Genomic DNA, 15,570 nt, shown 5'->3' with positions numbered 1-15,570 from the left:
CCAAAAAAGAATGTGCTGACTGGGCATATGTATAGTTGGAAGCAACTCAGCAGTTAGGTAACTTTATTGATCGTTTGGTATCTCGTGGTATTCAAAGAAACAGTGATAATCCATTCGAATTGATAGAAGAAATGCTGCTTGAAAAAAATCGTAATAATTAAACTACCCATCTAAAAACCCTCTTTTAATCAAGAGGGTTTTTTTCGTCCTGGATTTTTCAAGCAGATAAATATAGGGAAATAAACCAACGATCAAAAAAGTAAAAAAATAGGAATTGATCAAAAATGCTAATGTGTAGTAATTCCGATACCGCAAACTACACCGCCAATTAAAATACAGATGCTTTGAAGTTCATTTTTCATCATCGGGCATTAACCCCATTTTTCCATGCTAGTGGTATCTAAATTGTCAGATGCGTTGATACCAATTTTAAGACGGGGAGGGGAGACATCTGTAGTTTTATTCGTATCTTTTTGTTGGACTAATTGTGATTTTTCCATATGATTTGGAATACTTTTAGTCTCCAAATGGCTGTGCACTTTGGTCTTGTCCAAAATGCCGGTAACAGTTTCCTCAGAATTCAATGATGTTAAAAACTGCTCCGCAGCGGTTTTTAGCATTCTTGTTCTCAAGTGTTTGTTTTCGGTAGAATGAAGATAAGCAAATAGCAATGGATGCTCCTCCTCAAGTACCGTCATTTGTAATCTCAAATTAGCCATTTTTTTCCGCTCTTCGTTTCATACTCTCTCCCACCAGTAAAAAGCCGATAGCATTGGTAAACGCGGGATTGTCTAATACCTGAATATCATTCATGGGAAACGTTGATCGGACGATGGGTTCGTAAAACTTAGCTCCGCCACCGGTAATCAAAATACTTTGTAGATCCTCCACGTCGCCGACCCGGGTTTTTATTTCTTTAACCGTTTCTTCAATAATTTGTGTTGATCGGGATAGGTACTCGCCCAGTTCCGTCTGGCTTATCACATGCTTAAAATAGTTGAATGATTTTCTTGTGACAAATGCTTCGTCAATCCGCTCAATTCGATCCAGTTTTCCACCCTGATATTTGTCACTAATCAATTCTGCTATTTGCTTTAAGACATGTGACACACCGCCCACCCGTCCGCCACTCCGTGCGTCTATCATATTGTAACCGGAGGAAACTACCCAATCTGTCGTGACATAGCCCGGATCAATGACTAGCCTTGTGTGACCATCATTGATGGCACTTCCGTTGATCGATCCAAACATGGCCAGCGATCCGACAGGTTGAGGAATGACAACAACTCTTCCAATTGATATAGGCCGGCCATTGACTTCGACTTCCTTGCCCAAGATGTCTTTGAGATGATTGGCATACAGTCCCATGGTGTGAACCGGAAGTCCCAGCGTCAATATGTCCACGCGATCAATACCTGCGTAAAACAAAGCGCCAAGTAAGAGAGCTTTATAATTTTTCGTTTTGGGAAAGTCTTCTGATAATGCTCGGCCGCTATTCGAACTTCCCATTGCTAGGCGGACATCGGGGCCAATTTCAAATGTATCACCGTCCACGGTTACTTTAATCGTATTGCGCTGTACAAAGTTGGCAAGGTTAGTTGTTACTGTATTGTTGTTGGATATTGGAGCCAGCGAAGGGAAGGAACCGGTAATGATTTCTTCATCTAAGCGCACTGCCCACTTCGTTTGTCCAAAGCCAACGTCGATTGCTGCAGCTTGAAAATTCATTGAGGTTTCCTTTGATAGTAATCATTATTTAAAAAACGAATTAATTGATTCGTTTACGCAAAGCCATTGGAACCCTTAATTTGCTCCGGGTTATTGGCTTGAAATGTTTGTATGTGTATTGAATCACGGACTACCGTCCTGTTATTCCGTGTTTCACTACCTAAATTTGACTTGATTTAGAAGAACCAGCGGTTAAGTCGTGATTAAGTCGTGGTTCTGAGTCCAAGGGGAAATTGCTTCTTCAAACCAGTGATTAAGCCGTGAATAAGCCGTGGTTACGCCGTGATTAAGCCGTGGTTATGAGTTCAAGTGGAACTTGCTTCTTCAAACCAGTGATTAAGCCGTGAATATGCCGTGAATAAGCCGTGATTCTGAGTTCAAGGGGGAGGTTGCTTCTTCAAACAAGTGGTTAAGCCGTGATTAAGTCGTGGTTCTCAATTCAAAGCGGATGTTTGATTGTCAAACATCAATGCAAAAAATATTACGTCCGAGTTTCTAGTGTGATGACTTTGATTTCAGAAAAGTAGAAGTCGTAAAAGACGTGAGAAATGGCTATGCATATAGTTAATTAACTTCCCACAGTGCTATCTATCATCATCAGCAGCAGCACAGAATTTGAATCAACGCTAGGAAACTAGCATCGACATAGGGCGCAACGCCCGCAAAAAGTTGTTCCGGTTTTAGTTTCTCAGTTGACTGTATTCACCTCAATTTTACGACGTGAATTTTTTTAATAAAAACAGCAACTTAGAAGACTAAAGACTGAGGACGACAGAACAGTGATAAACATTGGCTTAGACGGTTGTTTTAGAGTCTTGCAGGGTATGAAGCCGACTCTAAAGGCACAATCCCGACTACAAAGACCATAAAAACTTAGGATGCCTAATTACCCGTCTCAGGGTGACATAAACCGGAAAAAGACCACAATCGAGTGCGTTTTTATGAAGGTTTATGAGGTATCCCACATTCAGTAAGGGCGGTCAGCCTTAAGACTGTTTGTGCCATTCAATAACAAGGTGTTGCTACCTTTCTCCAAAAAGCAGAAGGATCATTGGATTTGCAGAATTGGTGCAACCAAGCTGTTTTCACCCCATAAATAGAGTTACGCGCAGCGCTTATAGATGAATGTCTCCTCTGGAGCTTCCGAGAAAAAGTGACGTGGCAGTAATGAAGTTTTGGGTAAATGAAATTGGTTTGATGAATTGCAAAGCAGGTTGAATGACGACGTGAGTCGTTTCTAGTACGGGTGCCAGCCAGTATTAGAGAGCCAAGTTTATCGCTAAAGAGTCCTGGACCTGCCGGAGGCCGCCCTGCAAGGCGTTAAGTTGCAAAGATTTACTTAACCACTCCATACAGGGGAAAATGATGGCCGTTACTTATGAGCATACGCATGACGTTGAGAGGTCCAAATTGCCGCAGGCGATTAAAAATGAACTGAGCAAACTATTCTCGAAAAATATTCACATAGCACATAGCAAGACACGTATTAGCAAAGCGGCTCTGGGTATCAAAACACAGCGTTTGCGTTGCCTTTGCATTACCGCCGCGATAGAAGAGATGTACACCATTGGTAAGTTTGAAATTAAAAGTTTGGATAATCTCAAAGAAAAACATATTCAATTTTTAGTAGACCACTGGGTCGCAAAAAAACAAACACGCGGCACGATTGAAAATAAGCTCACTTACTTGGCGACCTTGGCGAGTTGGTTAAAAAAAGCCAACATCGTCAAAGATCCAGATAGCTATCCATCATTAGCCGAATTACCGAAAAGGACCGGGATTGTCATAGAAGACAAGTCATGGGAGTCGCACGGCATCGACGTTAATGCATTAATTGGCCGGATCGCCATGGAGAATAAACACATCGGTATTCAACTCATGTTGCAAATTACCTTTGGCGTGCGCGCAGAAGAAAGTATGCTCATGCGACCCTATGACACCGTCATGCGTCTATTCGGTGAGACCTACCTCCAGGTCGAAGATGGAACCAAGGGGGGACGACCACGTAAGTTTAAAATCGATGACGAATCCCAACTGGCCATTATCGAGATAGCCAAAAACTATATTAACAATAAATCTAAAACGACAATTCCAGCGGAGTACTCGCTCAAAAGATGGAAAAGTCATTATTACTATGTACTAGGAAAACATGGCATTACCAAAGAGGGCTTGGGTATAACAGCACACGGCTTGCGCGCACAATATCTCAACAATCTGTATAAAAATTTAACGGGGTTGGACAGTGCAGTGCGTGGTGGCGAAAAACCAGCCCAAGATATCCTTGCAGCCGCCCGCCAAATTATTACCGAACATGCCGGACACTCCATAGCCAGCAAAGCCAATGCATACATTGGCAGTCACGCGACAATGAAAACCAAAACCTCAAAAGACCTGACAAATGAGCAGGTTCTCGCGGCTTTGCAAACTTCTGAGGGCAATAAGATGAAAGCAGCTGAGCAACTGGGCTGCTCACGCAGCTATCTCTACAAACGACTCAAAGATCTGGAGCAAAACCATGAACAGGCTTAAACACGTATTGTGGATTACCACGCAATTATGGACATTGCTCCTCGCATTCACGTTTGTTGTCTTCATCATCAATAGCAATGCAACGTGGATGCAAGTCAAATTACCGCTGATCACGGTCGGTCTATTCCTCATGGTGATGGTGGCAAGAAAGTTAGCACATCACTACAGGGAAAAGTTCTCCACAAAATCAGTGGGAAACGCTGTGGATAAGTCGACCTGACGTTGAAAAAGTGCGGTCTACACCTAATAAATTTAAAGCGATTATTCATTGCTACATTTTTAAGCAATGGTGCCACTATACGCGAAATAGATTTCATCACCACTTTTCCAACGCGTTGGAAAAGTTCCTTACGATAAAAACTTTTACGCTAATACCAAAAGTATTGGTAGTGAGTCCGTCGCTTTTAGATTGTTCTATCAAAGGCAAACAGAAAAATAATTAACGTCCACATTCCCGCCGGAAACGAGGACGTCAAATACGACTCCAAAGAGCTATTGTAGAACAGAGTTAGGAATATCACTCACCTGTTGCGCCGCCATTTTGGCCCACATGAGATAACCCTCATCGGTGAGCTCCCTGACACGACTTTCTCCTAATTCCCGTAGTAAAGTCGGCGTTATTGCACCGAGTTTGCGCTCTAGCAAAGTTTCCCAGCACGCTTGTTCCTGCTCTTCAAACTCGACCCAACCATTCACGATACGCATTGTGTACCTCCATAAGTTAATTTTCAATTACAGACAACAAGATCTCAGAGTCCTCGCCGCCATTGCTGCTTCACCTCCTCAATCGCACCCCCTAAAGGTGAAAAATAGGCACGAAGCGTAAATCGCCAAAGTCCTCGCCATCCAGGCTCTTGCACTTGCGCATGAGCGGCTACTGATGCCTGCCAAGCTCCAATAAAAATCGCACAAAATAATTTACAGCCAAACAGCACAAAACGTGTCACTAAGATCAGCATATGTCTTCTCCTTAATTAAAGCTCGTTGAATAGAATCAGGAATTCCTCACCTAGCTGCGGTAGAGCGTGCGGTTACATTGGTTGCACTGAAAGTACCGGCGATAATCTGAGCGATTACTCCAGCCGTATTGCCGGATAGCGCGCGAATGGCAGTGATAGCACTGTGTCCCAGAGCGTGTCCTACATTCTGGATGCTCCTTCCAATACTCTTCCAAGGTCGGTCGAGATAGCCAGTCCCGATGAGGTCCCGCGACCGATCCTTGGTACCACACATACCCAATAACGCAGATCACAACGGCGTACAGCACTATTCCATAGAGATGGTTCATTTTGTATTTCCTTTTTGAATAAGCGAACGACAATAATTGAATAGGGAAGGGGACTAAGTGCGTTTATCGAACGCGCTGATAGTCACGTCCGTCGTAGATCAAAAAGCCGGTCTGTTTATCGATCGTCAAAAATAACGACAATCCATTCCGTATTTCTAAGGTGCCGTCTTTCATCACCGCCGGATAATTACGGGTGCAATGATCGAAACAGTAGGTGGTGGTTTGTCTCACGATAAAATGCGCATCATTTTTAACAATCTCGAGCTTGTTACCCGACTTCTCTCGATCTTGCCAATGCCCGACAAAGGCAGTCCCCGATTCAGACTCGGGTGCCTGACATCCGGTGAGACAATTTAAAAAGATACCAAGAGCCAATACTGTTTTTAAGAATAATTTCATAATCCACTTTCAGAAGAATAAAAATGCGATCTGGTAGTGCAGAGTGATTGCAGGTCGAAGGGAATGACCGAGACTGCCCATCACATTGAGGTCAATGATTTCAAAGATCGCCCGTTGAAATCGATCGCTCAATAAGCTCAGAGTCCCATATAAAAGCGTCTTGTCAAATTGCGGAAAATTGAACAACTGTGGGTGGATTGGTTGCTTAGATGAAGAGTGAATATCTCATTGAAAAAGCAGATATCAGCAGATGAACTGAGAAAGAAATCAATAAGCAAGGCTGTAGGGGAGAGAAGTACTCCGATATAGAGCATGAGCCAAATCAGCCTAAATTAAGACGCGTAAATGAAATTCAACGTTAATTGGGTGACCTCTAAAAAAATAGATCTAGACTCGGACTAGATTTCGCCTAAGCTATTCTTTTAGCGTGCAGAATCTTTTAAGAAAGAACGATATGAATTTGAGTTTATTAGCGATAGGGATACTAAGTTTGCAGACCCTCTGTGGTCTCTACGGACTTTATTTACTGGTTGGTTGTATCCGCGGACTTTGTCATGAACATGCCGTACGGAAGCGGAACGACGATCTTTTTAGTGGGAGTTGACAGCGGTGGGTAAGTCTGAGGAAACGTCGTCGGCAGCCACATTCATCACTTCCCATCCCAGCCCATCTTTTTCGATTCCCAGACGGCAGGCGATCGCCAAATCTCTTCCATCGATATAGCTCCAAGCAATACGCTTACGGAGCCCTGGATCCTTGAAATAAGCAGGAAATTTTTCGTAGTCAATAGGATCGATAACGTTGCCGATGCGAAAGCAATAAATATCCGATCCGTTGCGCGTATGGAATGCTTTCGCGGTGATCTCATTGATGACCTTCGACATGGCATAACTGTCCGTTGGGTCGACGGGATATTGTTCGTCGAGCGGAAAGTATTCTGGATCGCGGTGCCGATGTGCAAAGACTACGCCGTATGTCGTTTCGCTAGAGGCGATGATCACCTTCTTGATACCAAGCTTCGACGCCGCATCCAGCACGTTGTAAGTCGCTATCACATTAATGCGAAAAACCTCGTTATCAGTAGTGAGGAAGACACGGGGAATGGCGGCGAAATGTACGATGGCATCGATCGTTTTCGGTTCTAGGTCGTCATCGAACTCGTGTGCGGTCGTGCTAGACGCCAGCGCGTTGAACACTTGGCCCGCATCAGTCAAATCCGCGATTAGCGTCCTTACGGTAGCTTTCTCCATCGGTACGCGGTCGAGGTTGAGTACTTCGTAGCCATGATGAACCAGTTCTTCAATGACCCATTTGCCTGCCAGGCCGCTTCCCCCTGTGACAATTACTCTCTTAGTCATGCGTTTCACTCCACAATTGAGAATATCTGTACTTTCGTATAAAAAATGTCGGTAGTCCGAAAAAATTATGCGCCAAGGCTTTTTGGATATGTGCACTAGTATGCCAAGCATAGGTGCAACAGATTTTTAGACGGAAAGTGTCAAAATACGGAATGACAGAACAGTTACGAAGAGAAGCAACACAGTTGCGCCAGAGCTTGACGCGTTACCTAGATCAGTTTTAAACGGCTATCAGTGCACTACCGTTTTTGCCAGATTGTTAATCGCGTTGTGACCTAATCAAAAGATCGATTTGTTTTGCGTTAGCTGCTGAAATCATACGAAAGTGATCGCTGATCCGTTGATCACCTGCTGCACGGTACCAAAATACTGTAGCTGCTTCCGCTGCTTTTATCCATGTTGGCCGATCTCTTGGGGCAGGTAACAGAGGCATAAATTTTCGGTCAACCAATTCAACTCCGCGCTGCGGTGCATAGAACATCGGTAGCATATCGTAAGCTGGCGCTAGAATAAGATGGGGCCGAAATCCCAGGTTGCCGTCATGCATATCGGTATTGGCGATTAAACGACCGAAGTGCTCTAAGAGTTTTATCTGATGTTGGGTGTCTTCTGAGATATCGTTATTTTCGAACAAATCATTCGCACCTTCAGACCATGATCCGGTCTTCCCGAAAAGAGCAAAATTGATTTCATGCCAGCTACACACTCCAGAACGTCCGACTTCCCCGTGTCGATCGAATCGATCAACTTCATAGAATGTCCGACCGCCAAATTGATAAATACGACTATTCGCCGCCGGAACTTTCAGAGTGTCAGCAATCGCACTCAGCGCAAGGTGCTCGCACACAAGTAAATCTGACCATCGCTGTTCTTGTGGCGAATTATCTGATCCTGAGAATTTTACAATGACATGCCGGGGTTCTTTTCCCATACGCCGGGCAGTAAACTTTGGAAATTCTCCCGCAGCTGATGATCCTACAACGCCAAAGTTAAGCGCCTGTTGAGCTAATTCTGGAAATGCATTGATGATGTTGTCATCATCGAGAAACTTCGCAGACTTTTGCTGTTCATCATAGAACCGACGCAAAGCCGGCTCACCCAAGATGTAATTGCCTGGTTGATCGAAGCCAACTGTGCTCAACACGTGCAACACATCATCTTCACTCCAGCGGGTAACATCGTCATCGACCTGCAGAATAGATGCATACTGATGCGCAAAATTACGACCTAAAAATCCTTGTGGCCGCATATCTGCCAATGGATAAGGCAGTCCCCGAAACCAACCGTCTTTCATTTCGTCATCGAGTGGCCATGGAAATGGTACAGTAAAGTCCATTGCGCAACCTGTCGGATAGACAGGCTCAAGTTGACCTACTTCATGCGTTTTTCCTTTGGTATCGACGGAATACAGCATCAGCGGAGCCATAGCACCGCGAACTCCTCGCCGCGCTGCGTAAGTCGTTCGGCGAGCACGTCCACGAGAAACGACTTGATCGCCCAATTCAGTAATTGCCCGCATCAAAGATGGCCGGCTCACACCTAGTCGCGTCAACAATTCGCCCGATTGTTGGCGGTGCCAGGTACGAAGAAGTTCGATGACTGATTGAGATATTTTCATGTAACGATTATTTTACAATAAAATATCGTTAATTGATTTAGTAAATTAATAAAAATAATTAATTTATGTAACGATTATTATAACGATATATGAATTATATCTTTATCGGTCAAAGAAAAAATCAGACAAATTTTCGGGTTCTGTCGCGTTGTTGAGCCAAGCGCGGATTTTTTATGCTGAGTATGACCCCGACTTACACTGGACGGTCTTGTCCCGCCAACGCACAGATCTGGTCGGCGTGTGACATCGGTGCAGCGTCATCGACGGCGAACTAGTCCTTGCGGATCATGTGTATCAGCTCGATACCTGCAAGCACGGAGGTAGCAGAGAGAAAACATTTGAAGTTGAGCATCGGCCGGGTCACCCGCTTGACGGCGCGGTGGTCCTGTTCGGCGATGCAAAAATGACTACGGCATTACTTGATCGTGTTACGCATCATTGCGATATATTGGAAACTGGGAACGATTCTTACCGATTTAAGCACAGCAAAAATCGTTCTGAACAAGCCGATAAAGTGGAAAAATTTGGACGCTGACAGGTGGTAAATATTGGACGCTATTTGACAGACTCAACGGTTTCAAATCAACCGGTATACGAGAGAGGGTATGGATATCCAGATCAGAATTATGTCGCAATACATGTCCGTCTTTCTGGTCGAGAAAAGGCGCCAGAAGGAAGCGTGAACACATTGGTTCACGCTTCCTAAGACGATCCCCGATGATAAATTCACCGCGTGGCTTAACCCGGTTTCTATGTAGCCTGAACATGTGACAGGGGCCGGCGCGCAGTTATGGTGGAATAACGCATGGGGGAGATCTGGCAGTCTACCCAGTTTCTGCTGATCCACCGACGATGCGTGTCTCGTTGCGGAAGCGCCAGGCCGAACACATTGATTGGGCGAATGATACGCTGCCCGCATTAACCACGGCGGGATTGAAATATAAGGCGGCAGCGAGCGACCAGCAGTTCGTCCCAAAGTCCAATGAAGCGATTCCAACCTGCGAACAACAGAATTGAAGCTTAACCATACGACCTTGAACCTCGAATGTCTGTTTTTCAAATACGCTATGACCGCTTTGGGTACATAGTGTGCAGTCATTTTTAGACAGCTGCCATTCAATTATTAAATTTTTCTTGCAGCTAATAATCTGCCCTCAATCTCAATTATGGTGAAGGCGATCAGATGTTAGAAAAGGACTATATCAGCTTTGCTGCAAAACCACCCATAGACAGGATTTTTGTCGACCATTGCGTATAGTAGGAAAAACAGTTGATCACTACCCAAGAAATAACGACGGCTATTTATTCAAATTGCAGCTGATGAGTATCGTCTTGTATGAAATTGTCGTTATTGGGAAGAGATGAGGACATCGCTGTGTGCAAAAGTTTTCCACAAAATCAGTGGGCAACGTTGTGGATAAGTCGATTTAGCTTTGAAAAAGCGCGGTCTGTGCCTCACAAATTCAACAAGACTTCTCGTTGCCACATTTTTATGCAGTGATACAACGATAAACGAAATCACCAAAACGTAGTGCTGGTAATAGCCTCAACGAAATAGCATTCGCCACCACTTTTCCTACGCGTTGGATAAGTTCCTAATGATAAGGGCTCATACGGTGATACAAAAGGTAATGGTCGTGAGCCGAGTCGCTTTTAGATTGTTCTGTCAAGGGCAAACATACAAATGATTGACGTCCTACATTCCCTCACGGGACAAGGACGTCAAATAAGACCTCTAAAGAGCTATTGCAGAAGACAGTAAGGAATATCATTTACCTGTTGCGCTGCTATTTTCGCCCAAATAAGACAACCCTCATCGACGAGTTCCCTGACACGGCTTTCCCCTAATTCACGTAATAAAGTTGGGGTTATTGCTCCTAGTTTGCGCCCTAGTAAAGTTTCCCAGCACGCTTGTTCATTATGTTCAAACTCCACCCAGCCATTGACGATATGCATTGTGTATCTCCATTAGTTAACTTTCGAATCATAGACAACTAGATCTCAGAGCCCCCGCCGCCATTACTGCTTCACTCCATTTATCGCACCCCCTAAAGGTGAAAAATAGGCACGAAGGGTAAAGCGCCAGAAGCCTCGCCACCCAGGCTCTTGAACTTTCGTATGGGCGGACTTTGATGCTCTCCAGGCACCAATAAAAATCGCACAAAATAATTTCCAGCTAAATATCAAAACACGTTTTGTTAATATCAGCGTCGATCTTCTCCTACATCAAAACTCATTGAACACAATGACGGATTACTTGCCTAGCCGCGGTAGAGCGTGCGGTTACATTGATTACACTGAAAGTACCGGCGATGATCTGCCCGATTACTCCAGCCGCATTGCCTAATAGCGCGCGAATGACAGCGATGGCACTGTGTCCCAGAGCGTGTCTTACATTCCGGATGCTGCTTCCAATACTCTTCCAACGTAGGCCAAGACAGCCAGTCCCGGTGCGGTCCTGCAACTGATCCTTGGTACCACAGATATCCAATGACGCCGATAAGACCGCCGTAGAACAATATTCCATAGAGCTGTTCCATTTTGTGCTTCCTTTTGGGTAAATTGACGATAAGAATTGATCGCGTGAAATTAACTAAGCGAATCTAATGAACGCGCTGATAGTCACGCCCGTCGCAGATCAAATAGCCGGTGTGTTTGTCGATCGTCAAAAAAAGAGACAATCCATTCCGTATTTCTAATGTGCCATCTTTCAATATGGCCGGATAATTTCGAGTGCAATGATCGAAGCAGTAAATAGTAGTTTTTCTAACGATGAAATGCGCATCATTTTTAACAATCTCGAGCTTGTTACCCGACCTCTCCCTATCTTGCCAATGTCCAATAAATGCATCTCCCGCTTCAGACTTGGGTGCCTGACATCCGGTGAGACAATTTAAAATAACGCCAATAACAAATACTAATTTTAAGAAGAATTTCATAGCCAACTTTCAGAGTGAATCCAGACGCGATCTGGTAGTAAGGAATGATTGCAGGTCGATGTTAAAGACAAGGCCTACTAATCATGTTGAGGTCATTGATTTCAAAGATCGCCCGCTAAAATCATTCGCTGAACAATTTCAGAATCCCATACAAAAGCGTCTTGTCAAATTGCGGAAAATTAGAGAATGTCCCAAATAAATTCAAAGATAAAACGCGACATCTCGTTTTTTAAATAATGAATTCCGTCAAAAGATGCACTGACGGAATTGAGCGTGCAGGCCGATAGAGCACATCGTATTTGAAAGCCAAATGCTGGATAAAAAAGTAGACGAAAATAAATGAAACAGGGAGCGGGGGAGAGTAGTGATCCCGCAGCGATTCATTTGCGGGATATCATTAAGAGTGAGACTCGAGAACTGGTTTTGGAGTAATTTGGTTTGTCATTTAAAAAACAGCCTTGGACTCGCGCTTAATTTCGTCTAATCTAACCAATTATCCGATAGATATTTTACGAGTGAGGACGAAATGAATCTCAGTTCGCTAGCAATAGCTATATTGATTTCTCAGATACTTTCTGGTCTTTATGGTGTTTATTTAATGATGGGCTGTATCCGTGGAATTCGGTACGAGCGCACCGTGCAGGAAGCGAGGCAATAATTTTTGTAGTAGGTGCTGGTCTGCTTCCATATCATTTTTGGCTTATTGAAACTTACACTGAGCGGTGGGAGACATCAAAAGCAAGAACACCAGGTAGCTTAATTTACGCGTGTCAGGTCAGTAAATAAATATAGACAATGTACATCCTGCATGAGTTACGGTATTGGGAACTGGGATAGATTTGTTGTCGCTGCATGCGGCTACGTTGTGAGACTAAAGTGCATTGATGCTCAATGAATACCAGGTTAGGACAAAAGTATTAGCAGTGAAAATTGAAGTAACGAATCAAGCAATTTATGTAAAAGAAGTTCGTGTTGTACTGAATCGTTTAGCCAAATAACGATTCACTGAAAATATTAGAGGAATGCTTCAGTGATGGTTACATTTAGATTGTTTTTGCTCTTCAGTGTTGGTCTCTTGAATCCATGTTTTTCACAGAGCGCCGTGACTGCAAGCGATCAGCTCGTCGCAAAGAAGATGTCAAAGGCCGAACTTGACCAGTACGGTGAACTTGATGCAGCAGTTCGAAAGGTGGACGAAGCGTTGGTGTTTCACCTGTTGAACTTAACTGGCATCGAATTCCGGCTGTGGTTCTGCAGAGGTGAGCAGGTAGCTGGACAACAGCTCCTAGCTAACATTCTGGACGAAAACGATCTCTCTAATGTTCATCGAGATCTATTTGAAAGGTGGCATGTTGTCAAACTTCAGTTTAGTGGTCATAGCGTTGCGGTTTGGAGAGAAATCGGAGCCGAAGACGCGATGAGGACCATTGAATGTAATGGGGAGAAGCTTGCAGATTCAAGGGCATGGCTTTCAAAATATAAGAAAGATCATTTATGAGCGAAGTTTTGAGCCGAATTAGATTCGTAATTGAGATTGGAGCTTTCGTCACATCAATCACTGCATATCGGCGTTCAGGGATGTTTTAGGCGATCGATGCGCATGTCGATGTTCGCTCACCGATTTCCTTTTTTGGGATATCGCCGTCGTACCCTTGTAACAGAGGCGCGCACTTCCTCCTTTGATCATCTTTTAAAATTTTCCTCGCAGAGTTCATTGAAGGTATCCTATTTTTAGAATACATAATGTACACATGTTTTCTTAAATGGGAATAACTCCTAGACGACCAAGCTTTTTTGATTGTGCTAAGGCCGTGTGATTTAGTTCAAAACAAATCTTAGAATTTCGCGCAACGCCAATTTAGAAGTCGAACGACTTCTACCTGATTACAGCAAATCTAGTTGGAGAAATTGTTTATGAGCCTTTTTAAAAACACAACTTGCCGAATAAGCGTATGGCAGTTGCGAGTATTTAAATTTATTGTGTCTGTTCTTTTCATCGCACCGGTTACACCAGTGCAGAGTGTTGAATTAACGATTTATACCGAGAATTGGCCACCAATCAGTTTTAAAAACGGCGATAAAGTAGATGGTATGGCAGTTGAAGTAGTGGATGCATTGCAAAAGAAAATGGGAACAAATTCAGCGATACAACTTGTGCCTTGGGCGAGGGGATACAAGGCGGTACTAGAGGACCCCAACGTCTTGCTTTTTACAGTTGGACGGTCTGCCGAAAGAGAAAAACAAATGACCTTACTCGGTCCAGTGGCCATATCCAAAACGGTGCTGTACACAAGAAAAGGGAATGCAAAAAGGTTATTGTCCCTAGGAGACAAAATCTACGACGCTCCTGTAGGTGCATATAGAGACAGCATATTTGCAGATGCAGCGGTAAAAAAAGGCTTTCACACTTTGGATTTAGCTGCGACGCCCCAGATCACTGCGAAAATGCTCATGATGAATCGCTTTGATTTGTGGTCAGAAGGTAGTGTTGTCGTGCCATCAGTGTTAAAGGAAATAGGCTACTCTGGCGATGATGTAGAACCGGTGATGATTCTGGATAGTCTGGAACTTTTTCTAGCGTTCTCTGCAAAGACCCCACTTGCCACTATTAAGTTGTGGGAGGGAGCGATGCGTCAAATTAAAAAGGACGGTACATTTCAAAAAATTCACCAAAAATGGCTGCCCAACGAACAACCTCCAATGGAGGTGTATCGTATTGGCTTAACTCTGTTGACGCGCAAACAAAAGTAACGTCTTACACTTTGGGTGGTACGGATGTATCTGGTAAAAAAATTAACCTGCGTGATTTCTCAGATATGACGGTGCTCGTGAGTTTTTTTACTTTTGATTGCGCTTTATGCAGCGATGATCTAAAACTGATGCGGGAATTTTATGTACGCAATAGCAAAAATAAATTTATGCTTCTTGGTGTGAATTTGGACAGCAACAAAAAAGATTTAGACGACTACAACGACCTCACTACGCATACCTATCCCAAAAATCAAAGGTTCCCTACAGTCTGGCGCAACGCACCTGAGCATAAAGATAATTTTGGCACTATCACTACTCAGCCAACCCACTTTGTACTGGATCACAACAATCAATTGAAATTTAAAAGAGAAGGCAAATTTCAGGGTTCTGTCGCAATAGCGAACCCAAGACGGAGTCTTGGCAGACGGATTCCGCCTATCATTAAACAGAGCGGATTTTTCCTGCCAAAGCATAAAATTGGTCGGCAAAAGACAGATCATCTGCACCTTCCATCATGAGTTGACCCTTGCGAATCATGTGCATGAGTTCGATACCAACCAGGATGCTTTTGGCTGATCGGAACGATTTGAATCCGAGCATTGGTTTTGTTATCCGTTTCACTGCACGATAGAGGTATTTCCAGGCGCCTTTGACCTTGATATAAGTCTCGTCCATCCGCCAGCTTCCACCGACCGGGTGCTTGTGCTTTCTGAATATCTTTTCCAGTAACGGCAGAAGTCGAATCGCCCAGCGGCTGACCGTTGAATGATCAACGAATACACCACGCTCCGCCATCATTTCTTCGACATGGCGAAGACTCAGCGGGTAGGCTGCGTACCAGCGCACGCAGGTCAGCATTACTTCAAGCGGATAATGCATTCGTTTGAGTACCTTGCGTAGCTCGTCTATCATTACATGAATCACAAATTTTGTCGGATCAGCAGTCTAACAGAGACGGCT

Annotated in this window: 16 protein-coding genes and 2 pseudogenes; 6 read left to right on the top strand and 12 right to left on the bottom strand. The window is 44.0% G+C overall.

The features are described from left to right. Positions 1 to 371: 371 nt before the first annotated feature. Complete coding sequence (locus RGU72_RS21240) at positions 372 to 719, bottom strand: hypothetical protein (RefSeq protein WP_322121818.1); 348 nt, start codon at positions 717 to 719, stop codon at positions 372 to 374. Further along, on the bottom strand, positions 712 to 1,728 hold the full coding sequence (locus tag RGU72_RS21235) for a PRTRC system protein D (protein WP_322121817.1): 1,017 nt from the start codon (positions 1,726 to 1,728) through the stop codon (positions 712 to 714). Before RGU72_RS21235 ends, RGU72_RS21240 begins: the two co-directional genes overlap by 8 nt. 1,365 nt (positions 1,729 to 3,093) lie before the next feature. Here RGU72_RS21235 and RGU72_RS21230 point away from each other — a divergent pair. After that, complete coding sequence (locus RGU72_RS21230; protein WP_322121816.1) at positions 3,094 to 4,257, top strand: helix-turn-helix domain-containing protein; 1,164 nt, start codon at positions 3,094 to 3,096, stop codon at positions 4,255 to 4,257. Next, positions 4,244 to 4,477 (top strand): hypothetical protein, encoded by a 234-nt coding sequence (locus RGU72_RS21225; protein ID WP_322121815.1) that lies wholly within the window; start codon positions 4,244 to 4,246, stop codon positions 4,475 to 4,477. The genes RGU72_RS21230 and RGU72_RS21225 overlap by 14 nt, the downstream gene beginning before the upstream one ends. A gap of 272 nt (positions 4,478 to 4,749) precedes the next feature. Here the strand turns inward: RGU72_RS21225 and RGU72_RS21220 are convergent, their stop codons facing one another. From RGU72_RS21220 to RGU72_RS21195, 6 genes and pseudogenes are all read right to left on the bottom strand, one after another. Next, the gene (locus RGU72_RS21220) at positions 4,750 to 4,962 is read right to left on the bottom strand and encodes a hypothetical protein (protein WP_322121814.1); all 213 of its coding nucleotides are present in this window, start codon (positions 4,960 to 4,962) and stop codon (positions 4,750 to 4,752) included. A 44-nt stretch (positions 4,963 to 5,006) separates the two neighbouring features. Beyond that, positions 5,007 to 5,216 carry a hypothetical protein gene (locus tag RGU72_RS21215; protein WP_322121813.1) on the bottom strand — a complete coding sequence of 70 codons (210 nt, stop codon included), beginning with the start codon at positions 5,214 to 5,216 and terminating at the stop codon, positions 5,007 to 5,009. A gap of 392 nt (positions 5,217 to 5,608) precedes the next feature. After that, positions 5,609 to 5,944, bottom strand: coding sequence for a hypothetical protein (locus RGU72_RS21210; protein WP_322121812.1), 336 nt, complete (start codon positions 5,942 to 5,944; stop codon positions 5,609 to 5,611). A gap of 590 nt (positions 5,945 to 6,534) precedes the next feature. Further along, a complete protein-coding gene (locus RGU72_RS21205; RefSeq protein ID WP_322121811.1) occupies positions 6,535 to 7,302 on the bottom strand; it encodes an NAD(P)-dependent oxidoreductase in 768 nt (255 codons plus the stop codon). Positions 7,303 to 7,561: 259 nt separating this feature from the next. Beyond that, positions 7,562 to 8,920 carry a type II toxin-antitoxin system HipA family toxin YjjJ gene (gene yjjJ / locus RGU72_RS21200; protein WP_322121810.1) on the bottom strand — a complete coding sequence of 453 codons (1,359 nt, stop codon included), beginning with the start codon at positions 8,918 to 8,920 and terminating at the stop codon, positions 7,562 to 7,564. Positions 8,921 to 9,113: 193 nt separating this feature from the next. Then, positions 9,114 to 9,317, bottom strand: a pseudogene (locus tag RGU72_RS21195) (DDE-type integrase/transposase/recombinase); the annotation flags it as partial. On the opposite strand from RGU72_RS21195, the pseudogene RGU72_RS21190 reads away from it, so the two are divergent. After that, positions 9,306 to 9,455, top strand: a pseudogene (locus RGU72_RS21190) (ATP-binding protein); the annotation flags it as partial. The pseudogenes RGU72_RS21195 and RGU72_RS21190 overlap by 12 nt on opposite strands. A 1,208-nt stretch (positions 9,456 to 10,663) precedes the next feature. Here the strand turns inward: RGU72_RS21190 and RGU72_RS21185 are convergent. The 3 genes from RGU72_RS21185 to RGU72_RS21175 form a co-directional block, all read right to left on the bottom strand. Then, the gene (locus RGU72_RS21185; RefSeq protein ID WP_322121809.1) at positions 10,664 to 10,876 is read right to left on the bottom strand and encodes a hypothetical protein; all 213 of its coding nucleotides are present in this window, start codon (positions 10,874 to 10,876) and stop codon (positions 10,664 to 10,666) included. A gap of 277 nt (positions 10,877 to 11,153) precedes the next feature. After that, on the bottom strand, positions 11,154 to 11,447 hold the full coding sequence (locus RGU72_RS21180) for a hypothetical protein (RefSeq protein ID WP_322121808.1): 294 nt from the start codon (positions 11,445 to 11,447) through the stop codon (positions 11,154 to 11,156). A gap of 76 nt (positions 11,448 to 11,523) precedes the next feature. Further along, positions 11,524 to 11,859 carry a hypothetical protein gene (locus RGU72_RS21175; protein ID WP_322121807.1) on the bottom strand — a complete coding sequence of 112 codons (336 nt, stop codon included), beginning with the start codon at positions 11,857 to 11,859 and terminating at the stop codon, positions 11,524 to 11,526. Positions 11,860 to 12,889: 1,030 nt separating this feature from the next. On the opposite strand from RGU72_RS21175, the gene RGU72_RS21170 reads away from it, so the two are divergent. From RGU72_RS21170 to RGU72_RS21485, 3 genes are all read left to right on the top strand, one after another. After that, positions 12,890 to 13,357, top strand: a complete 468-nt coding sequence (locus tag RGU72_RS21170) for a hypothetical protein (RefSeq protein WP_322121806.1) — start codon at positions 12,890 to 12,892, stop codon at positions 13,355 to 13,357. A gap of 416 nt (positions 13,358 to 13,773) precedes the next feature. Further along, the gene (locus tag RGU72_RS21165) at positions 13,774 to 14,610 is read left to right on the top strand and encodes a substrate-binding periplasmic protein (protein ID WP_322121805.1); all 837 of its coding nucleotides are present in this window, start codon (positions 13,774 to 13,776) and stop codon (positions 14,608 to 14,610) included. Beyond that, positions 14,535 to 15,128: a peroxiredoxin family protein gene (locus tag RGU72_RS21485; RefSeq protein WP_369124357.1), complete on the top strand. Its 594-nt coding sequence runs from the start codon at positions 14,535 to 14,537 to the stop codon at positions 15,126 to 15,128. The genes RGU72_RS21165 and RGU72_RS21485 overlap by 76 nt, the downstream gene beginning before the upstream one ends. Here the strand turns inward: RGU72_RS21485 and RGU72_RS21160 are convergent. Beyond that, a complete protein-coding gene (locus tag RGU72_RS21160; protein ID WP_322121804.1) occupies positions 15,052 to 15,522 on the bottom strand; it encodes a DDE-type integrase/transposase/recombinase in 471 nt (156 codons plus the stop codon). The genes RGU72_RS21485 and RGU72_RS21160 overlap by 77 nt on opposite strands. Positions 15,523 to 15,570 lie beyond the last annotated feature (48 nt).

Source organism: Undibacterium sp. 5I1, from assembly GCF_034314085.1.
Taxonomy (GTDB): domain Bacteria; phylum Pseudomonadota; class Gammaproteobacteria; order Burkholderiales; family Burkholderiaceae_D; genus Undibacterium.
Note: the sequence above shows the minus strand (reverse complement) of the source record. Positions and strands in the feature narration are given on the sequence as shown.

What these genes read in the sequence shown, in the direction of transcription:
- RGU72_RS21240 (WP_322121818.1), bottom strand. Translation starts at nt 719, where the DNA reads ATGGCTAATTTGAGATTACAAATGACGGTACTTGAGGAGGAGCATCCA.
- RGU72_RS21235 (WP_322121817.1), bottom strand. Translation starts at nt 1,728, where the DNA reads ATGAATTTTCAAGCTGCAGCAATCGACGTTGGCTTTGGACAAACGAAG.
- RGU72_RS21230 (WP_322121816.1), top strand. Translation starts at nt 3,094, where the DNA reads ATGGCCGTTACTTATGAGCATACGCATGACGTTGAGAGGTCCAAATTG.
- RGU72_RS21225 (WP_322121815.1), top strand. Translation starts at nt 4,244, where the DNA reads ATGAACAGGCTTAAACACGTATTGTGGATTACCACGCAATTATGGACA.
- RGU72_RS21220 (WP_322121814.1), bottom strand. Translation starts at nt 4,962, where the DNA reads ATGCGTATCGTGAATGGTTGGGTCGAGTTTGAAGAGCAGGAACAAGCG.
- RGU72_RS21215 (WP_322121813.1), bottom strand. Translation starts at nt 5,216, where the DNA reads ATGCTGATCTTAGTGACACGTTTTGTGCTGTTTGGCTGTAAATTATTT.
- RGU72_RS21210 (WP_322121812.1), bottom strand. Translation starts at nt 5,944, where the DNA reads ATGAAATTATTCTTAAAAACAGTATTGGCTCTTGGTATCTTTTTAAAT.
- RGU72_RS21205 (WP_322121811.1), bottom strand. Translation starts at nt 7,302, where the DNA reads ATGACTAAGAGAGTAATTGTCACAGGGGGAAGCGGCCTGGCAGGCAAA.
- yjjJ (WP_322121810.1), bottom strand. Translation starts at nt 8,920, where the DNA reads ATGAAAATATCTCAATCAGTCATCGAACTTCTTCGTACCTGGCACCGC.
- RGU72_RS21185 (WP_322121809.1), bottom strand. Translation starts at nt 10,876, where the DNA reads ATGCATATCGTCAATGGCTGGGTGGAGTTTGAACATAATGAACAAGCG.
- RGU72_RS21180 (WP_322121808.1), bottom strand. Translation starts at nt 11,447, where the DNA reads ATGGAATATTGTTCTACGGCGGTCTTATCGGCGTCATTGGATATCTGT.
- RGU72_RS21175 (WP_322121807.1), bottom strand. Translation starts at nt 11,859, where the DNA reads ATGAAATTCTTCTTAAAATTAGTATTTGTTATTGGCGTTATTTTAAAT.
- RGU72_RS21165 (WP_322121805.1), top strand. Translation starts at nt 13,774, where the DNA reads ATGAGCCTTTTTAAAAACACAACTTGCCGAATAAGCGTATGGCAGTTG.
- RGU72_RS21485 (WP_369124357.1), top strand. Translation starts at nt 14,535, where the DNA reads ATGGCTGCCCAACGAACAACCTCCAATGGAGGTGTATCGTATTGGCTT.
- RGU72_RS21160 (WP_322121804.1), bottom strand. Translation starts at nt 15,522, where the DNA reads ATGATAGACGAGCTACGCAAGGTACTCAAACGAATGCATTATCCGCTT.